The following is an 18,735-nucleotide window of genomic DNA, read 5'->3' as shown; positions in this document are numbered from 1 at the left end:
CATTCCTTAACCAGTTGATGAGACGATCGTGCTCAAGGCACTCAAAAAAATATTCGGCAAAGGAGACGCCGCGCCCCAGGCCGTCGATCCCGCTGCCAGCGTGAAAACGCCCGAGCCTGCGCCCGCTGCTGTGGCTCAGCCCCAGCCTCAGCCAGCGCCCCAGCCGGCCCCACAACGCGCCGACGCCAGCCAAGAGGCCCAAGCGCCTGCCGCTGCCGACAACCCGGCCAAGGACAAACCGCGTCGCGAACGCAAGCCCAAGCCAAAGCCACAGGCCAGCCTGTGGAAGCTGGAAGACTTCGTGGTCGAGCCGCAGGAAGGTAAAACCCGCTTCCACGACTTCAAGCTGTCCAACGAAGTGATGCACGCGATCCATGACCTGGGCTTCCCCTACTGCACGCCGATCCAGGCTCAGGTATTGGGTTACACCCTGCGTGGCCAGGACGCGATCGGCCGCGCTCAGACCGGCACCGGCAAGACCGCAGCGTTTTTGATCTCGATCATTTCCCAGTTGCAGCAGACGCCGCCGCCCAAGGAACGCTACATGGGCGAACCGCGCGCGCTGATCATCGCGCCGACCCGCGAACTGGTGGTGCAGATCGCCAAGGACGCCGCAGCCCTGACCAAGTACACCGGCCTGAACGTCATGAGCTTTGTCGGCGGCATGGACTTCGACAAGCAGCTCAAGGCCCTGGAAGCACGCCACTGCGACATTCTGGTCGCCACCCCGGGCCGCCTGCTGGACTTCAACCAGCGCGGTGAAGTGCACCTGGACATGGTCGAGGTGATGGTACTGGACGAAGCCGACCGCATGCTCGACATGGGCTTTATCCCCCAGGTACGCCAGATCATTCGCCAGACCCCGCCGAAAAGCGAACGCCAGACCCTGCTGTTCTCCGCCACCTTCACCGAAGACGTGATGAACCTGGCCAAACAGTGGACCACCGACCCGGCCATCGTCGAGATCGAACCGGAAAACGTGGCCAGCGAAACCGTCGAGCAGCACGTGTACGCGGTGGCTGGCAGCGACAAGTACAAGCTGCTGTACAACCTGGTGACCCAGAACAAGTGGGAACGGGTGATGGTGTTTGCCAACCGCAAGGACGAGGTGCGGCGCATCGAAGAAAAGCTGGTGCGCGATGGCATCAACGCTGCGCAACTGTCGGGCGATGTGCCACAGCACAAGCGCATTCGCACCCTGGAAAGCTTCCGTGAAGGCCGGATTACCGTGCTGGTGGCCACCGACGTGGCGGGCCGTGGTATTCACATCGATGGCATCAGCCACGTGATCAACTTCACCCTGCCCGAAGATGCCGATGACTACGTGCACCGCATCGGCCGTACTGGCCGTGCCGGGACCAGTGGTGTGTCGATCAGCTTTGCCGGTGAGGACGATTCCTACCAGTTGCCGGCGATCGAAGAACTGCTGGGGCGCAAGATCAAGTGCGAGATGCCGCCAGATGAGCTGTTGACGCCGGTACCACGCAAGCACCACTGATTGCCCGAATGCTGATGCCGCCCCTGTAGGAGCGGCCTTGTGTCGCGATAGGGCCGCGCAGCGGCCCCAAAATTTCAGCTTTGATGCAGCGATTGCTGGGGCCGCTGCGCGGCCCTATCGCGACACAAGGCCGCTCCTACAGGGAATCGGCGCAACCTTGCCTACCAGCGCCCCGCCGCGTCCTGGTCACTCTGCTTGCCTTCCACCCAGCGCGGCCCTTCCTGGGTGTTTTCCTTCTTCCAGAACGGCGCCCGGGTCTTCAGGTAGTCCATGATGAAGTTGCAGGCATCGAACGCCGCCTGCCGATGGGCACTGGCCACGCCGACGAAAACGATCGGCTCACCGGGCTCAAGCGCACCAATGCGGTGCAACACGTCGACCTTGAGCAACGGCCAGCGCTGCTCGGCTTCGACCACGATCTTGGCCAAGGCCTTCTCGGTCATCCCCGGATAGTGTTCCAGGAACATCCCCGCCACGTCCCGACCATCGTTGAAGTCCCGCACATAGCCGACGAACCCCACCACCGCGCCCACGCCGACATTCGCGGCGTGCATGGCATTGACCTCGAAACCTGGGTCAAACGCTTCTGGCTGCACTCGCACCGTCATGTTCAGCCTCCGGTCACTGGCGGGAAGAACGCCACTTCATCGCCCTCCGCCAGCGGCTCATCAAGTTTGCACAGCTCTTCGTTGCGCGCGCACATCAGGTTCTGCTCGGCCAGCAACGCATACTGCTCGCCTTTGGCCACCAGCGCCTTGCGCACATCGTCGACTACCGCGAAGTCGCCTTCCAGGCGCTCGGCGTCGAGCCCGAGCAACTCCCGGTAACGGGCGAAATACATCACCTTGACCTTGATCATGCGCCCACCTTGTAGTGGCCGCTCTTGCCGCCGAGTTTTTCCAGCAGGCGCACCTGCTCGATCACCATGCCTTTGTCCACGGCCTTGCACATGTCGTAGATCGTCAGCGCGGCAACGCTGGCAGCGGTCAGTGCTTCCATCTCGACACCGGTCTGCCCGGCCAGCTTGCAGCGGGCAACGATACGCACCGCGTCCTGGCCTTCGGCGCTGAGCTCGACCTTGACGCTGGTCAGCATCAGCGGATGGCACAGCGGAATCAGGTCGCTGGTCTTCTTCGCCGCCTGGATGCCGGCGATGCGCGCCACGGCGAACACATCGCCCTTGGGGTGCTCGCCATCGACGATCATCTGCAAGGTCTGCGGCAACATGCGCACCCGCGCCTCGGCAATGGCCTCGCGCTCGGTCACGGCCTTTTCAGTGACGTCGACCATGTTGGCCCGCCCCTGGGAATCAAGATGTGTCAGCACTGCTCTGCTCCTGTGAAGGGAACAAAGAGTGTAAACCCGTGGGTCAGGTTTGAGCAGCGGAATGTACTGTCAGTGGTGGCCCCGCAAAGAGGCCGGGCGGCGCGCCGCCCGGCTCGAAGGGTTACAGATGCGACTCGGCGTACTCGGCCAGCACCGAGCGCGGCACACCCTGCAGGGTGATGTGCACGCCATGGGGGAAGTCCTTGAAGCGCTCGGTCAGGTAGGTCAGGCCCGAGCTGGTCGCGGACAGGTAGGGGGTGTCGATCTGCGCCAGGTTGCCCAGGCAGACCACCTTGGAACCGGAGCCGGCACGGGTGATGATGGTTTTCATCTGGTGCGGCGTGAGGTTCTGGCATTCGTCGATCAGGATCAGGCTCTGCTGGAAGCTGCGACCGCGAATGTAGTTCAGCGACTTGAACTGCAGTGGCACCCGTTCAAGGATGTACTCGACGCTGCCGTGGGTGCTCTCGTCGTCCATGTGCAAGGCTTCGAGGTTGTCGGTGATGGCACCCAGCCAAGGCTCCATCTTCTCCGCTTCGGTGCCCGGCAAGAAGCCGATCTCCTGGTCCAGCCCCTGCACGCTGCGGGTGGCGATGATGCGCCGGTAGCGCTTGCTGACCATGGTCTGTTCAATGGCCGCCGCCAGGGCCAGGATGGTTTTGCCGGAGCCGGCGGCGCCGGTCAGGTTGACCAGGTGGATATCCGGGTCGAGCAGGGCGAACAGCGCCAGGCTCTGATGGATGTCTCGCGGTTTCAGGCCCCAGGCTTCCTGGTGCAACAGGGGTTCCTGATGCAGGTCGAGCAGCAGCAGTTCATCGCTGCGGATGCCCTTGATCCAGCCGACGAAACCTTGCTCATCGATGATGAATTCGTTGACGTGCACAGCCGGCAGGTTGTCGATCAGCTGTACCCGATGCCAGGTGCGGCCCCGCTCCTGACGGGTGTCGACCTTGCTGACCCGGTCCCAGAACGAGCCGGTGACCGAGTGGTAGCCCTTGGACAACAGCGACACGTCATCGACCAGCTGGTCGGTGCTGTAGTCCTCGGCCGCGATGCCACAGGCGCGCGCCTTCAGGCGCATGTTGATGTCTTTGGTGACCAGTACCACGTCAAGGTCGGTGCGCTTGGCCCGCAGTTCCAGCAACTGGTTGATGATGATGTTGTCGTTGAGGTTTTCCGGCAGCAGCCGGTTCGGTTCGTTGCGCGGGCTCATCAGGATCGACAAGAAGCCCTTGGGCCCACTCTTGCCACGCTGGATCGGTACCCCCTGTTCGACATCGCTGGGCGAGGCGTCACCCAGGGTCTGGTCGATCAGGCGGATGGCCTGGCGACATTCGGCGGCGATGGTCTGCTTGCCGGTCTTGAGCTTGTCGAGTTCCTCCAGCACCGTCATCGGCAGGGCGACGTGGTGCTCCTCGAAGTTGAGCAATGCGTTGGGGTCGTGAATCAGGACGTTGGTATCGAGCACATACAGGATTGGCTTGCTGGAGGAAGGGTTGCGTCCTTGGTCATCCATACTCGGTCACCTTATGTCGAAGCCACACGGCGCGGTCTGCTGCGCCGCAGAGTGACTGCCGGTCTTCCCGTATCCGCGTTGCTACGGGCGGGAAGCGAACCTGACACGGTGGATGACGCCACCTGTGCTGCAGGGATCGGCTGTCTGGTTTCTTCATACCGCATAAACCATGACTAGAAAAAGTATTTTTACGTGTCAATGAAGTTTATTTTTCCGAATGGCAATCAGGGGTTGGCGAGGGGGCAAGGCGGGTCTACAGTCAAATATTAATCCCCCTGTCGAGCCTGGCCGTAGGCGTGGCAATCCTCCCAACCGATGCCGCTCTGCGCAGTGTTTTGCAGCAACCATTGCACCGCCGGCTGGGCTTTGGGCAGGCTGTCATGGAGCTGGATCACGCCCTTGCGCCACAGCAGCATCAAGGTCAGCACCCGTTGCGCCGAAGCCTCCGCGCTCAGCGCGCCATCATCCTGGGCATCAATATCCCATAACGACACGCGCAACTGCTGGCTGGCCATGAAGGCTTCGCCATCGGCCCGACGCTGGCCATAAGGCGGGCGGAACAGCGGCACGTACTGCTCGGGCAGGTCAGCCTGCACCCGTGCCTGGCTGCGCCGCAGCGAGTCCTGCCAAGCCGTCCACTGCGCATGGGAGCGATATTCCCAGCCCTGGATACCCACGCATTGCCCACGATAGAGCTGGCGCAGTGCATTCGCCGCACCGGCATCGCGGCGTTGCTGCAGGCGGTTGCCAAGCACGAAGAACGTGCCCTCGAGCTTCTGCCTGCGCAGGTAGGCGGCGAGCGTGTCGGTGTTGCCCCCATCAGGGCCGGGGCCGCCGACGAAGGTCAGCAGGAACATGCGATCGTTGAGCTCATCGCCATTGCGCTCACGGCTGGACAGGCGCTCGACCTCGCTGCTGGTTTGCCCCAGCAGCGCTGCCTTGCGCAGTTGCTCGTCCAGGTAACGGACATGGAACTGGTGGCTGGGCTCGACCCAACTGGTGTAGAACGTGCCGACATCAGCGGCAAACGTGGCCGCCTGGGTGCGCAATTCCGCCATCGAGGTAACCGGGTAGCAGAACGAGGCATCTTGCGCGCAGCTGCGTTGGGCCTGTTGATAACCCTGCCACAAGCGCTGCCACATGCGCGCCCGCACCAGGCGCACCTTCTGCAGGTTGACCTGCCGCAGGCCCAACCGCGCCGCCAGTGCGCCATCATCGAGCAGCTCGCTCTCGTGCAGCACTTGGGCGAACGAGAGGATCTCGGCACGCGAGGCAACATCGAACAACGCCGGGCTGTCCAGCTGCTCGGGCCACAGGCTGCGGTCCAGGCTTACCTGGGGCGAAGGGGCGGCCTGCACGGCCAGGCTCAACAGCGCGGCCAGCAGGGCCGATGCAATGCGCACGGTGGGAAGCTCCGCAACAGCAAAACGCGCACTATAGCGCCTGGAATGCCGATGGTCTGTGACTATCGTCGGCATAGTTTGGACTTGCCTGCCCCAGCCCGTAGAATCGCGCCAACGATTCCAGGAGCCGACCCGATGCTGACGGTGATTTCCCCCGCCAAGACCCTCGATTACGACACCCCGCCGGTGACCGAGCGTTTCACCCTGCCCCAGTACCTGGACGACTCCCAGGAACTGATCGTGCAACTGCGCGAGCTGTCGCCCGCCCAGATCAGCGAACTGATGCACCTGTCCGACAAGCTTGCCGGCCTCAATGCCGCACGCTTCGGCAGCTGGACCCCAGACTTCACCCCGGCCAACGCCAAGCAGGCGCTGCTGGCGTTCAAAGGCGATGTGTACACCGGCCTCGATGCGCAAAGCCTTGGCGAGGACGACTTCAGCTACGCGCAAGACCACCTGCGCATGCTTTCGGGCCTGTACGGCCTGCTGCGCCCGCTCGATCTGATGCAGCCCTACCGCCTGGAAATGGGCACCAAGCTGGCCAACGCCCGCGGCAAGGACCTATATGCCTTCTGGGGCACACGCATCAGCGAATGGCTGAACCAGGCCCTGGCCGAACAAGGCGATGACGTGCTGCTGAACCTGGCCAGCAACGAGTACTTCAGTGCGGTGAAACGCAGCGCTTTGAAGGCCCGGGTGATCAACGTCGACTTCAAGGACTTCAAGAACGGCCAGTACAAGATCATCAGTTTCTATGCCAAGAAAGCCCGGGGCATGATGAGCCGCTTCGTGATCGAGCAGCGCATCAATGACCCGGAGCAGCTCAAAACGTTTGATGTGCAGGGCTACTACTACAATGCCGAGCAGTCCAAGCCTGATCACCTGGTGTTCCTGCGCGACCACCCTGCCGAGTGATTTTGGCAAGGGCCTCATCGCGGGCTTGTTCGCGATGAGGCCAGCTGCAACACCCCTCCCCAGCCCTGCAACAGGGCAGGCTTCATATCGCCACCAAGCCATGTTTATGACGCCAAAAAACCAACGAACCCACCTTTATCGCAAAACGCCATAAGACCGTTCGTACCTTTTTTGACGAATTTTGAAAAATATTTTTCGATACTGGCATAAAAACATCCCCCCTCAGTCTCGCCCTTTATATACCGGGACGAAACTGCCCGGTGCTATCAGAATGAAACTATTTGCCACTGAAGAATTATTTAGAAATCTTTCATCGGTGCAGAATCCACCCAGGAACTTCTGCTACGCCCAATCGCTCATAGTGCCGTAACGATTTTCCTGCCTACGGGCTGTGAGAAATGACTTACAGATGACAACGGCAGGTATCCACTACCCGCCCCGGCAACTTCGACAGGAATAACGGGCTCCCCCCGACAGCCCTGTCCAAGCAGGAGAGACGCGCCCTTACAATTCGTCCTAGTGGTTGATTTCAAAGGATTTATCCACTTGAAAGAACAAGCACAGCAGTGCGCCAAGTAGCGCATTGCAATAAAGACGGCTGAAGACCAAGGCACGTTTTTTAATAATGGCTTTTGACTGCCAAGTTTGAGCGCATAACTTTTCGCGCTCCGGATTAATTTTGCCTGCGCTCGGCGAAGTGTGCATTCGCCATGGACCCGTGCGCCCGGAAACTGATGTTGATCAACCTGGCCCGGCTCTTCCTGAAGAGCTGGCGTGATAAACACACATGAGGTGATAGCGATGCGTATCAGCATCTTTGGTTTGGGTTATGTAGGTGCGGTCTGTGCAGGCTGCCTGACGGCGCGAGGCCATGAAGTGATTGGCGTGGACGTGTCCAGCACCAAGATCGACCTGATCAACCAGGGCAAGTCGCCCATCGTCGAACCTGGCCTGGAAGCACTGCTGCAGCAAGGCATCGCCAATGGCCGCCTGCGCGGCACCACTGACTTCGCCGAGGCCATCCGCGCCAGCGATGTGTCGATGATCTGCGTCGGTACGCCGAGCAAGAAGAACGGCGACCTGGGCCTTGAGTACATCGAATCGGTGTGCCGCGAAATCGGCTACGTACTGCGTGACACAACCCGCCGCCACACCATCGTGGTACGCAGCACCGTGCTGCCAGGTACCGTCAAGAACGTGGTGATCCCGATTCTCGAAGATTGCTCGGGCAAAAAAGCCGGGGTCGACTTCGGCGTTGCGGTCAACCCTGAGTTCCTGCGTGAGAGCACTGCGATCAAAGACTACGACCAGCCACCGATGACCGTCATCGGCGAACTGGACAGCGCCAGCGGCGACGTACTGCAAAGCCTGTACGAAGAGCTCGACGCACCGATCATCCGCAAGCCGATCGAAGTGGCCGAGATGATCAAGTACACCTGCAACGTGTGGCACGCCACCAAGGTCACCTTCGCCAACGAAATCGGCAACATCGCCAAGGCCGTAGGTGTCGATGGCCGCGACGTGATGGACGTGGTCTGCCAGGACAAGGTGCTGAACCTGTCCCAGTACTACATGCGCCCAGGCTTTGCCTTCGGCGGTTCGTGCCTGCCCAAGGACGTGCGCGCCCTCACCTACCGCGCCGCCAGCCTCGACGTGCGAGCACCCCTGCTCGATTCGCTGATGCTCAGCAACGAGTCGCAAGTGCAAAACGCCTTCGAGCTGATCGAAGCCCACGACAAGCGCAAGGTCGCCCTGCTCGGCCTGAGCTTCAAGGCCGGCACCGACGACCTGCGCGAAAGCCCGCTGGTGGAACTGGCCGAGCGCCTGATCGGCAAGGGCTACCAGCTGGACATCTACGACGAGAACGTCCAGTACGCCCGGGTCCACGGCGCCAACAAAGACTACATCGAGTCGAAGATCCCCCACGTATCAAAGCTGCTCAACGCCGACTTCCAGCAGGTCATCGACAACGCCGACATCATCGTCCTGGGCAACCGTGACGAGCAGTTCCGCGCCCTGGCCCAGCAAGCACCCGCTGGCAAACAGGTGATCGACCTGGTCGGCTTCATGAACAACGCCACCTGCAGCACCAGCCGTACCGAAGGCATCTGCTGGTAACACCCCTGGCCGGGCAGCGCGGGTACTCCTTACCCACCATGCGCTGCCCTTCCTTCCCTGATTTCGCGACGGATGCTGAACATGCAAAGGCTCCAGACAGTGCTGTTGCAGTGCGCCGGATGGCTGCTCTACATGAGCCTGCTCATGCTGATCGCCCTGGCCCTGCCCGCCGATATCTTCGACTCGCAGTCGAAGCACTTCATCTTCCTGGTCGGCGCAGTCGGCATCTGGCGCTACTCGATGGGCGCCACCCATTTCATCCGCGGCATGATCTTCCTCTATGCCGTCTACCCGTACCTGCGCCGCAAGGTGCAGAAACTGGGCAAGGCCGCGGACCCGTCCCATGTGTACCTGATGGTCACCAGTTTTCGCATCGATGCGCTGACCACCGCACAGGTGTACAGCTCGGTGATCCGCGAAGCCATCAACTGCGGCTTCCCCACCACCGTGGTCTGCTCGCTGGTGGAGATGTCGGACGAACTGCTGGTGAAAAGCCTGTGGGCCAAATACAACCCGCCAGAGCACGTCAAGCTGGACATCGTGCGCATCGCCGGCACCGGCAAGCGTGATGGCCTGGCCTATGGTTTTCGCGCCATCTCGCGGATGCTCCCGGACGAAAACGCCGTGGTGGCCGTGATCGATGGCGATACCGTGCTGGCCGATGGCGTGGTGTGCAAGACCGTGCCCTGGTTCAAGCTCTACCCCAATGTCGGTGGCCTGACCACCAACGAATTCTGCGAAGTGCGCGGCGGCTACATCATGAGCGAGTGGCACAAGCTGCGCTTCGCCCAGCGCCACATCAACATGTGCTCGATGGCCCTGTCCAAGCGCGTGCTGACCATGACCGGGCGCATGTCGATGTTCCGCGCAAGCGTGGTGACCAACCCCGAGTTCATCGCCGACGTCGAAAGCGACTCGCTGATGCACTGGCGCCTGGGCCGCTTCAAGTTCCTCACCGGTGACGACAAGTCCAGCTGGTTCAGCCTGATGCGCCTTGGCTACGACACCTTCTATGTGCCGGATGCCGCGATCAATACGGTCGAGCACCCGCCGGAAAAAAGCTTCCTCAAGGCCAGCCGCAAGCTGATGTACCGCTGGTACGGCAACAACCTGCGGCAGAACTCGCGCGCGCTGGGCCTGGGCCTGCAGCGCCTGGGGTTGTTCACCAGCATCGTCCTGTTCGACCAGCGCGTGTCGATGTGGACCAGCCTGCTGGGCCTGACCGTGGCGGTGATCGCCAGCCTCAAGTTCGGCCTCGGCTTCTTGCTGGTGTACCTGCTGTGGATCGGCATCACCCGCCTGATCCTGACCGTGATGCTGCTGTGCTCGGGGCACAAGGTCGGGCCGGCCTATCCGCTGATTCTTTATTACAACCAGATCGTCGGCGCGATGATGAAGATCTACGTGTTCTTCCGCCTCGACAAGCAGTCCTGGACCCGCCAGCCCACTGCCCTCAAGCGTGACCTCGCCAGCTTTCAACAATGGTTCAACACCTGGTCCTCGCGGACCATGACCTTCTCGGCGGCCAGCATCTTCGTTGCTGTGCTGTTCATGGTCGTGTGAGCCCAACCGGATCGGATCTAACAGGAACAAACCACCATGAATACCGCCGTGAACGTCAACGTCGTGCATGAGTCCGAAGCCCAGCGCCAACACGCCCGGGTGCGCATTCCAGCCAAGCTGCGCTTCCTGGATACCCAGCGCCAAACCCACGAAGTGAAGGTCGATGACCTGTCCGCCGGTGGCCTGAGCTTCCACAGCAAACAGCCACTGTCGGTGGGCGATGTGCTGCGCGGGCGTCTGCAGTTCGTGGTCGACAACCTGGGCCTGTCGATCGACATCGAGTTCCAGGTGCGCTCCTTCAACCCGAGCAATAGCCGTACCGGCGCGCAGTTCCAGAACCTCGAACCGCGCGACATCGCCACCCTGCGCCACATCATCACCAGCCATCTGTCGGGTGAACTGATCAGCATCGGCGATGTGCTCAGCACGCTGCAGCGCGACAACTTCACCAAGGCGCGCAAACAGAAGGATGGCGGCAGCGGCCTGACCGCCTTCGGTCGTCTCAAGGCGGTCGGCGTGACCCTGGGTGTGTTCGTGGTCGGTGTGGCCGCCTTCGGCTTCGTGGCCAAGTCGCTGTACGGCATGTACTTCGTCAGCCACGCCGAGGCCGGCGTGGTCGCGGTGCCCACCACCAGCGTCACCATGCCCCGCGACGGCACCGTGAACAGCCTGGTCGAAAGCGGTGGCCTGGTGGTCAAGGGCGCGCCGCTGGCAAGCTTCAGCACCAGCATGCTGGACATGCTCAAGGGCCACCTGGACGACTCGCAACTGGAGCCGGCCAAGGTCGAGGAGCTGTTCGGCAAGCAACTCTCCGGCACCCTCACCAGCCCCTGCGATTGCGTGGTTGCCCGGCAACTGGTGGACGACGGCCAGTACGCCGCCAAGGGCCAGCCGATCTTCCAGTTGATCCCTCGCACCAGCAACCCGATGGTCGAGGCCCGCTTCAGCTACCGCCAGTTCGACGAGGTCAAGCCAGGTACCCGGGTCAACTTCCAGGTGGCCGGCGAAGACGAAGTGCGCACTGGCCAGATCGTCAGCAGCGCCAGCCTCGACAACGAGAACCTGGCCGCCGACATCCGCGTGCAGATCAAGCCTGACAGCGGCCTGCCTGCCGAACTGGCCGGGCGCCCGGCCTCGGTCAGCAGCGACCGTGGCCCGTCGCTCAACTGGCTGATCGACAAAGCCGCGGCCCGTGGGCTGTAAGAGGATCCAGCGATGATTCCCCATAAGAAAAGCGCAAGCCTGGGCCTCTGTGCCCTGGCCGCGGCCATCGCCCTGGCCGGCTGTGCCGGCCTGCCCGACCAGCGTCTGGCCAACGAAGCCCTCAAGCGCGGCGACACCGCCCTGGCTGAACGCAACTACAAGGCCCTGGCCGACCTGGGCTACAGCGACGCGCAAGTGGGCCTGGCCGACATCAAGGTGGCCACCCGTGACCCGGCGCAAATCCAGCAAGCCGAGGCCACCTATCGCGCTGCGGCCGCCACCTCGCCACGGGCCCAGGCGCGCCTTGGCCGCCTGCTGGTGGCCAAGCCCGACAGCACCCAGGCAGAACGCGAAGAGGCCGAAAGCCTGCTCAAGCACGCCGCCCAACAGGGTGAAAACAACACCCTGATACCGCTGGCGATGCTTTACCTGCAATACCCGCAGAGCTTCCCCAACGTCAACGCGCAGCAGCAGATCGACCAGTGGCGCGCGGCCGGCAACCCCGAGGCGGGCCTGGCCCAGGTGCTGCTGTATCGCACCCAGGGCACCTACGACCAGCACCTGGGCGAGGTCGAACGCATCTGCAAGGCCGCCCTGAACACCACCGACATCTGCTACGTCGAACTGGCCACCGTTTACCAGAAGCGCGGCCAGGCCGACCAGCAAGCCGCACTGCTGGGCCAGCTGAAGTCCGCCTATGCCCGTGGCGCCATACCGGCCACCCGGGTCGACAGCGTCGCCCGCGTGCTGGCCGACCGCAGCCTCGGCCAGACCGACGAAAAGACCGCCAAGGACCTGCTCGAACATGTGGCCCCGGCCAACCCGGCCTCGTGGGTCAGCCTGGCGCAACTGGTCTACGACTTCCCCGAACTGGGCGATACCGACCAGCTCATGGCCTACATCGACAAAGGCCGCGAAGCCGAACAGCCGCGCGCCGAACTGTTGCTGGGCCGCCTCTACTACGAAGGCAAGACGCTGCCGGCCGATGCAGCAAAGGCCGAACAGCACCTGCAGGCCGCCGCCGACGCCGGCGAAATCAGCGCCCATTACTACCTGGGCCAGCTGTACCGCCGCGGCTACCTGGGCAATGTCGAGCCGCAGAAAGCCGTCGACCACCTGCTGACTGCCGCCCGTGGCGGCCAGAACAGCGCCGACTATGCCTTGGCCCAGCTGTTCAGCGAAGGCCATGGCATCCGCAGCGAGCCGACCAACGCCTGGGTGTTCGCCCAGCTGTCGCAGCTAAACCCGACGCCACAGTCCAGCGAGCTGCTGCAGCAACTCGACCAGCAACTCTCGCCTGACCAGCGCAGCCAGGCCCAACGCCTGCTGGCGCAGGAGAAGCAGGCACGCGGCAGCATGAGCCAAGGCGCCAACAGCACCCTGGCCCTCGAAGCCTTGCAAGACGACGAAAAAGAAGTAGACGGTGAGGACTCGCTATGACGCTCAATCCCTTCGTGAAAGCCGGCATTGGCCTGAGCTTCGCCCTGCTGTGGTCCTGCCCGACCCTGGCCGACATGACCGCCGAGAAAAACTTCGGCCTGGACGTGAAAATCACCGGTCAATCGGAAGATGACCGCGACCTGGGCACCCGCCCTGGCGGCGACGTCAACGGCCTGGGCCTCGACCTGCGCCCATGGGTGTATGGCGAGCGTGGCAACTGGAGCGCCTATGCCATGGGCCAGGCCGTTGCCGCCACCGACACCATCGAAACCGACACCCTGCGCCAGAACGATGACGGCACCACCACCGACACCGGCGACGACAGCCGCAAGCCAGACAAAAACTACCTGGCCATGCGCGAGTTCTGGGTCGGCTACAGCGGCCTCACCGCCTACCCGGGCGAGCAGCTGCGCTTCGGCCGCCAGCGCCTGCGCAGCGACGACGGCATGTGGCGCGACACCAACATCGAAGCACTGAACTGGTCCTTCGACACCACCTTGCTCAAGGCCGACCTGGGCGTGGCCCAGCGCTTCAGCGAGTACCGCACCGACCTCACCGAGCTGGCCCCGGAAGACAAGGACCGCACGCACATCTATGGCAACGTCGCCACGCAGTGGACGCCTGGCCATTGGGTTGGCGTCCGCGCCCACCACACCCACGACAGCGGCAGCCTGAAAAACCCCGGCGAGACGGTCGATGCGCTGGACAAGACCCGCACCGGCGACCTCACCTGGCTGGGCCTGGAGGCCAACAGCGACGCCTACAACTGGCGCAACGATCACACCGTCAACTACTGGGGCAGCCTGACCTGGCTGACCGGTGATCGCGACACCCTGAGCAGCCAGGCCGTAGGCGACGAGCAGGTGGCTACCGGCAAGCAGAGCGGCGACGTCAACGCCTGGGCCACCGACCTCGGCATCCGCCTGCGCCTGGACCCCAACTGGCAAGTCGGCGCGGCCTATGCCCGTGGCAGCGGCGGCGGTGGCGACGACGGTTCGAACAACTTCGAGCAGACCGGCCTTGAGAGCAACCGCTCCAACTTCACCGGTACCCGCTCGCGCGTGCACCGCTTCGGCGAAGCCTTCCGCGGCGAGCTGGGCAACCTGCAGGCGGCCACTTTGTTTGCCTCCTGGCAGCTGCGCGATGACTACGACGCCAGCTTCATCTACCACAAGTTCTGGCGCGTCGATGGCCAGCAGAACATTGGCTCCAGCGGCATCAATGCTGCGGTCAACGACAACGGCGTCAGCCGCCCGCTGGTCAACGGCGAGAAAGACCTCGGCCAGGAAATGGACGTGGTCGTGACCAAGTACTTCAAGCAGGGCCTGCTGCCCGCCTCGATGAGCCAGGCCATCGACGAACCGTCCGCCCTGGTGCGCTTGCGTGCCGGCGTATTCAAGCCGGGCGATGCCTATGGCAAGGAAGCGGACTCGTACATGCACCGTGCCTTCGTCGACGTGATCTGGCGCTTCTGAGGCCGGTAGAGGATTTGTTGCCATGACCCTTCACCCGCACCTACGTCACAGCCTGTTGGCCAGCGCCTTGCTGCTGGCCTCAGGCCTTGCCGTCGCCGCAGAACCCACGGCAGTCGCCAAGGAACTGCAGCAGGCCAAGACCTACACCATCTCTGCCGCACCGGTCGAACCGCTGCACATGGACCCGCCCAAGCTGCCCGACCTCACCGGCTTCACCGCCGAGGCCGTGCAGAAAAAGATCGACCGCAGCCACAAGGGCAAGGTCAGCGTGCGCCGCATGCTGCAAGAAGTGTCGCTCAAGGAATTCATCGGCGGTGACAACAAGGCCGCCGAGTGGGTGCAGCGTCAGCATGGCATCCCGCAGGCGATTTTCGTCGACGACGGCCATGTCGACCTGGTCGAGTTGAGCAAGCAGGTACCCAAGCAGTACCTGCGCGAAGTCGAGCCGGGCGTGTACCTGTCGCGCCTGCCGATCGTGGTGGGGCACAAGGGCATCCTCGAGATCGACGGCAAGGTCAAGCAACTGCGCCTTTCCCAGGAAGGCGGCGCGTTCCTGGTCAACGACGGCAAGCTGTTCGTCACCGACACCCAGGTCACCGGCTGGCGCGAGAAGGACAACGGCCCGGCCACCTTCCGCTCGCCCCAGGAGTTCCGCCCGTTCCTGTTGTCGTGGGGCGGTACCGAGACCTACATCGTCAATACCAAAATGGCCAGCTTCGGCTACGCCAAGTCCAAGTCCTACGGTGTGAGCATCTCGCAGTACACGCCGAACATGTCCAAGCAGATGGGCCGCGCCGAACCTACCGGCTGGATCATCGGCTCGGAGTTCAGCGACATGTGGTACGGCTTCTACTGCTACGAGACCCAGGACTTCGTGGTCAAGGACAACACCTACCGCGACAACATCGTCTACGGCATCGACCCGCACGACCGTTCGCACCGCCTGATCATCGCCGGCAACACCGTGTACGGCACCAAGAAGAAGCACGGCATCATCGTCTCGCGTGAGGTCAACGACAGCTGGATCATCAACAACAAGAGCTACGACAACAAGCTCTCGGGCGTGGTGATCGACCGCAACAGCGTCAACAACCTGATCGCCTACAACGAGATCTACCGCAACCACACCGACGGCATCACCTTGTACGAAAGCGGCGACAACCTGATCTGGGGCAACAAGCTGATCAACAACCGCCGCCACGGCATCCGCGTGCGCAACAGCGTGAACATCCGCCTGTACGAAAACGTCGCCATGGCCAACGGCCTGGTCGGTGTGTACGGGCACATCAAGGACCTGTCCGACACCGACCGCGACATTGCCCTCGACCCGTTCGACACCAAGGTGTCGCTGATCGTGGTCGGCGGTGAGCTGGCGGCCAACGGCTCCGGGCCGCTGTCGATCGACTCGCCGCTGTCGGTCGAGCTGTACAAGGTTTCGATGCTCGCGCCGCGCAAGGCCAACGGCATCAGCCTCAACGGCATCCTCGGCGAGCGCCAGGACGAAATCCTCGACCTGCTGGTGCGCCAGCAAAAGGCTGTGCTGATCGACCCGGTCGAACGCCAGACCGAAATGATCGATTAAGGAAGCCCAGACCATGACTCCACACCTGATAAAACTGCTGGGCCTGTCCGCCGCCCTCCTGGCGATCAGCCAGGGCGTGCGCGCCGACGAGGTGAAAGCCCCGACGTTCAGCGCCGAACCCTGCTGCCAGCTGTGCCCCGAGGCGCATGACGCCAGCCGCTACACCACCCGCTACCAGCAGAACTTCACCACGCTGGTGCAGGCCCAGGGCGACTGGCTGTTCCGTACCCGCGAAGACCTGCGCACCGAGTTCACCACCACGCCCGCCGGCTACAAACGCCTGCAGCAGGTGCACGACGCGTTCAAGAAACGTGGCGTGGAACTGGTCGTGGTCTACCAGCCGACCCGTGGCCTGGTGAACCGCAACATGCTCAAGCCCGAAGAAAAGGCCGCCTTCGACTACCAGAAGGCCCTGGGCAACTACCAGGCCATGCTCAAGCGCTTCGCCGGCATGGGCTACAACGTCCCCGACCTGTCGCCGCTGACCAACGAGCAACTGGCCGCCGCCGACCAGGGCAAGGACTTCTACTTCCGCGGCGACCAGCACTGGACGCCGTATGGCGCCGAGCGCGCCGCCAAGATCGTGGCCGATACCGTGCACCACATGCCGGCTTTCGAAGACATCCCGCGCAAGGAATTCGAAACCCGCAAGTCTGGGCGCATGGGCAAGACCGGCACCCTGCACAACGTCGCCGGCCAGCTCTGCGGCACCAGCTACGCCGTGCAGTACATGGACCAGTTCGCCACCGAGCCGAAAGGCGCCAGCGGCGGCGACGACCTGTTCGGCGACGGCGGCAATGCGCAGATCACCCTGGTCGGTACCAGCCACAGCGGCAAGAACTACAACTTCTCGGGCTTCCTCGAGCAGTACATCGGCGCCGACGTGCTCAACGTCGCCTTCCCTGGCGGTGGCCTGGAAGGTTCGATGATCCAGTACCTGGGCAGCGAGGAATTCCAGAACAACCCACCGAAGATCCTCATCTGGGAATTTTCGCCGCTGTATCGCCTGGACCAGGAAACCATCTGGCGGCAGATCCTCGGCCTGCTCGACGACGGTTGCGACGCGCGCCCGGCCCTGATGAGCGCCAGCAGCACACTCAAGCCTGGCAAGAACGAGCTGATGGTCAACGGCAAGGGCGGCGTGATCAAAGACCTGATCAACCGCAACCTGCAGATGGACGTCAAGTTCGAAGACCCTTCGGTCAAGGTGCTGCAGGCGACCCTCTGGTACCTCAATGGCCGCCACGAGGACATCAAGCTGGAGAAGCCGGAAACCTCCGACACCGACGGCCGCTTCGTCTTCCAGATGCGCGAGGACGAGGACTGGGCCAACCAGAACCTGCTGGCCTTCGAGGTCCAGGGGCCGGAAAACGGCACCCAGAAAGTCGAGGCCAAACTCTGCAAACGCAACAACTTCGCCGTGCCTGCGCACACCGCGCAAGCTGGCCAGTGAGGCGACCATGACCACGTTCAAGCACATCTTCAGCCCCGCCCTGCTCGCCCTGGCCCTGGTCGGCGGCGCCGCGCATGCTGCGCTGGTGCCCCCTCAGGGCTACTACGAGGGGATCGAAAAGCTCAAAACCAGCGACGGCAAGTTCCGCTGCGAAGCGGCGCCCAAGCCTTACACCGGCGCGCTGCAGTTTCGCAGCAAGTACGAAGGCTCGGACAAGGCACGGGCGACCCTGAACCTGGACTCGGAACAGGCCTTCCGCGATTCCACCAAAGACATCACCACGCTTGAGCGCGGCGTCGCCAAGATGGTCAACCAGTACATGCGTGATGGCCGCCCGGCGCAGCTCGACTGCACCCTGACCTGGCTGGGGGCCTGGGCACGCGCCGATGCGCTGCTGTCCACCGACTACAACCACACCGGCAAGTCGATGCGCAAATGGGCGCTGGGCAGCATGAGCGGCTCATGGCTGCGCCTGAAGTTCTCCAATTCGCAGCCCCTGGCCGCGCACCAGACCGAAGCCGAGCAGATCGAGCGCTGGTTCGCCCGCCTGGCCGAACAGACCGTGCGTGACTGGAGCGACCTGCCGCTGGAGAAGATCAACAACCACAGCTACTGGGCCGCCTGGTCGGTGATGGCCACCGCCGTGGCCACCGACCGCCGCGACCTGTTCGACTGGGCCGTGAAGGAATACAAGGTCGGCGCCAACCAGATCGACGACCAGGGCTTCTTGCCCAACGAAGTCAAGCGCAAGCAGCGCGCCCTGGCCTACCACAACTACGCCCTGCCGCCGCTGGCGATGATCGCAAGCTTCGCCAAGGCCAACGGTGTGGACCTGCGCAGCGAGAACAACTTCGCCCTGCAGCGCCTGGGCGAAGGCGTGCTGGCCGGCGCCCGCGACCCGCGCCATTTCGCAGAGCGCGCAGGTGAAAAACAGGACATGAAAGACCTCAAGGTCGACAGCAAGTACGCCTGGCTCGAGCCCTGGTGCGCGCTGTACCAGTGCGTGGGCGACACGCTTGAGCGCAAGCACGGCATGCAGCCATTCGACAGCTTCAGGCTGGGCGGCAACCTGACCCGGGTCTATGACCCGAGCGCACAAAGCAAGAAATAACGCAAAACCCCCTGTAGCAGCTGGCTTGCCTGCGATGGGCCGCGAAGCGGCCCCCGACCATAGCAGGACAAGGCTTCGCCTTGCATCGCAGGCAAGCCAGCTCCCACAGGGATCTAGGTAACCCGCCACATT

15 protein-coding genes are annotated in these 18,735 nt (G+C 63.0%); 10 read left to right on the top strand and 5 right to left on the bottom strand.

What is annotated here, in order from left to right; translation table 11 throughout:
* Positions 1-28 precede the first annotated feature (28 nt).
* The gene (rhlB, locus tag DJ563_RS25510; RefSeq protein WP_274099946.1) at positions 29-1,498 is read left to right on the top strand and encodes an ATP-dependent RNA helicase RhlB; all 1,470 of its coding nucleotides are present in this window, start codon (positions 29-31) and stop codon (positions 1,496-1,498) included.
* 161 nt (positions 1,499-1,659) lie between these two features.
* Here the strand turns inward: rhlB and moaE are convergent, their stop codons facing one another.
* The 5 genes from moaE to DJ563_RS25485 form a co-directional block, all read right to left on the bottom strand.
* Positions 1,660-2,106 (bottom strand): molybdopterin synthase catalytic subunit MoaE, encoded by a 447-nt coding sequence (moaE, locus tag DJ563_RS25505; RefSeq protein WP_274099071.1) that lies wholly within the window; start codon positions 2,104-2,106, stop codon positions 1,660-1,662.
* 2 nt (positions 2,107-2,108) lie between these two features.
* Positions 2,109-2,354: a molybdopterin converting factor subunit 1 gene (gene moaD, locus DJ563_RS25500; protein WP_033703011.1), complete on the bottom strand. Its 246-nt coding sequence runs from the start codon at positions 2,352-2,354 to the stop codon at positions 2,109-2,111.
* The gene (gene moaC / locus DJ563_RS25495; protein ID WP_033702868.1) at positions 2,354-2,824 is read right to left on the bottom strand and encodes a cyclic pyranopterin monophosphate synthase MoaC; all 471 of its coding nucleotides are present in this window, start codon (positions 2,822-2,824) and stop codon (positions 2,354-2,356) included. The genes moaD and moaC overlap by 1 nt, the downstream gene beginning before the upstream one ends.
* A 121-nt stretch (positions 2,825-2,945) precedes the next feature.
* A complete protein-coding gene (locus DJ563_RS25490; RefSeq protein WP_033702869.1) occupies positions 2,946-4,340 on the bottom strand; it encodes a PhoH family protein in 1,395 nt (464 codons plus the stop codon).
* Between the two features lie 266 nt (positions 4,341-4,606).
* Positions 4,607-5,743 carry a polysaccharide deacetylase family protein gene (locus tag DJ563_RS25485; RefSeq protein WP_274099072.1) on the bottom strand — a complete coding sequence of 379 codons (1,137 nt, stop codon included), beginning with the start codon at positions 5,741-5,743 and terminating at the stop codon, positions 4,607-4,609.
* Positions 5,744-5,878: 135 nt separating this feature from the next.
* On the opposite strand from DJ563_RS25485, the gene yaaA reads away from it, so the two are divergent.
* The 9 genes from yaaA to DJ563_RS25440 all read left to right on the top strand — a co-directional run bounded on the left by yaaA (position 5,879) and on the right by DJ563_RS25440 (position 18,603).
* Entirely contained in the window at positions 5,879-6,658 is a 780-nt protein-coding gene (yaaA, locus tag DJ563_RS25480) for a peroxide stress protein YaaA (RefSeq protein WP_434518539.1), read from the top strand.
* A gap of 801 nt (positions 6,659-7,459) precedes the next feature.
* Positions 7,460-8,776, top strand: coding sequence for a nucleotide sugar dehydrogenase (locus DJ563_RS25475; RefSeq protein ID WP_095064190.1), 1,317 nt, complete (start codon positions 7,460-7,462; stop codon positions 8,774-8,776).
* Positions 8,777-8,857: 81 nt separating this feature from the next.
* Positions 8,858-10,339 (top strand): glycosyltransferase family 2 protein, encoded by a 1,482-nt coding sequence (locus DJ563_RS25470; protein ID WP_177326484.1) that lies wholly within the window; start codon positions 8,858-8,860, stop codon positions 10,337-10,339.
* Positions 10,340-10,375: 36 nt separating this feature from the next.
* On the top strand, positions 10,376-11,542 hold the full coding sequence (locus DJ563_RS25465) for a PilZ domain-containing protein (protein WP_434518538.1): 1,167 nt from the start codon (positions 10,376-10,378) through the stop codon (positions 11,540-11,542).
* Between the two features lie 12 nt (positions 11,543-11,554).
* On the top strand, positions 11,555-12,982 hold the full coding sequence (gene algK, locus DJ563_RS25460; RefSeq protein WP_434518537.1) for an alginate biosynthesis TPR repeat lipoprotein AlgK: 1,428 nt from the start codon (positions 11,555-11,557) through the stop codon (positions 12,980-12,982).
* Positions 12,979-14,457: an alginate export family protein gene (locus DJ563_RS25455; RefSeq protein ID WP_047582654.1), complete on the top strand. Its 1,479-nt coding sequence runs from the start codon at positions 12,979-12,981 to the stop codon at positions 14,455-14,457. The genes algK and DJ563_RS25455 overlap by 4 nt, the downstream gene beginning before the upstream one ends.
* Positions 14,458-14,479: 22 nt before the next feature.
* Positions 14,480-16,039: a mannuronan 5-epimerase AlgG gene (gene algG, locus DJ563_RS25450; protein WP_274099076.1), complete on the top strand. Its 1,560-nt coding sequence runs from the start codon at positions 14,480-14,482 to the stop codon at positions 16,037-16,039.
* A 13-nt stretch (positions 16,040-16,052) separates the two neighbouring features.
* Positions 16,053-17,492, top strand: a complete 1,440-nt coding sequence (locus tag DJ563_RS25445) for an alginate O-acetyltransferase (RefSeq protein WP_434518536.1) — start codon at positions 16,053-16,055, stop codon at positions 17,490-17,492.
* Between the two features lie 7 nt (positions 17,493-17,499).
* Positions 17,500-18,603, top strand: coding sequence for a mannuronate-specific alginate lyase (locus DJ563_RS25440; protein ID WP_274099078.1), 1,104 nt, complete (start codon positions 17,500-17,502; stop codon positions 18,601-18,603).
* The last annotated feature ends 132 nt before the right edge of the window (positions 18,604-18,735 follow it).

The organism is Pseudomonas sp. NFX1 (assembly GCF_051123555.1).
In the GTDB taxonomy this organism is placed as follows: Bacteria; Pseudomonadota; Gammaproteobacteria; order Pseudomonadales; family Pseudomonadaceae; genus Aquipseudomonas; species Aquipseudomonas capeferrum.
This window is presented reverse-complemented; position numbering and strand designations above follow the sequence as displayed.

Coding starts and splice junctions, on each gene's coding strand:
- moaE (WP_274099071.1), bottom strand. CDS start 2,106: ATGACGGTGCGAGTGCAGCCAGAAGCGTTTGACCCAGGTTTCGAGGTC.
- DJ563_RS25490 (WP_033702869.1), bottom strand. CDS start 4,340: ATGGATGACCAAGGACGCAACCCTTCCTCCAGCAAGCCAATCCTGTAT.
- yaaA (WP_434518539.1), top strand. CDS start 5,879: ATGCTGACGGTGATTTCCCCCGCCAAGACCCTCGATTACGACACCCCG.
- DJ563_RS25475 (WP_095064190.1), top strand. CDS start 7,460: ATGCGTATCAGCATCTTTGGTTTGGGTTATGTAGGTGCGGTCTGTGCA.
- DJ563_RS25470 (WP_177326484.1), top strand. CDS start 8,858: ATGCAAAGGCTCCAGACAGTGCTGTTGCAGTGCGCCGGATGGCTGCTC.
- DJ563_RS25465 (WP_434518538.1), top strand. CDS start 10,376: ATGAATACCGCCGTGAACGTCAACGTCGTGCATGAGTCCGAAGCCCAG.
- algK (WP_434518537.1), top strand. CDS start 11,555: ATGATTCCCCATAAGAAAAGCGCAAGCCTGGGCCTCTGTGCCCTGGCC.
- DJ563_RS25455 (WP_047582654.1), top strand. CDS start 12,979: ATGACGCTCAATCCCTTCGTGAAAGCCGGCATTGGCCTGAGCTTCGCC.
- algG (WP_274099076.1), top strand. CDS start 14,480: ATGACCCTTCACCCGCACCTACGTCACAGCCTGTTGGCCAGCGCCTTG.
- DJ563_RS25445 (WP_434518536.1), top strand. CDS start 16,053: ATGACTCCACACCTGATAAAACTGCTGGGCCTGTCCGCCGCCCTCCTG.
- DJ563_RS25440 (WP_274099078.1), top strand. CDS start 17,500: ATGACCACGTTCAAGCACATCTTCAGCCCCGCCCTGCTCGCCCTGGCC.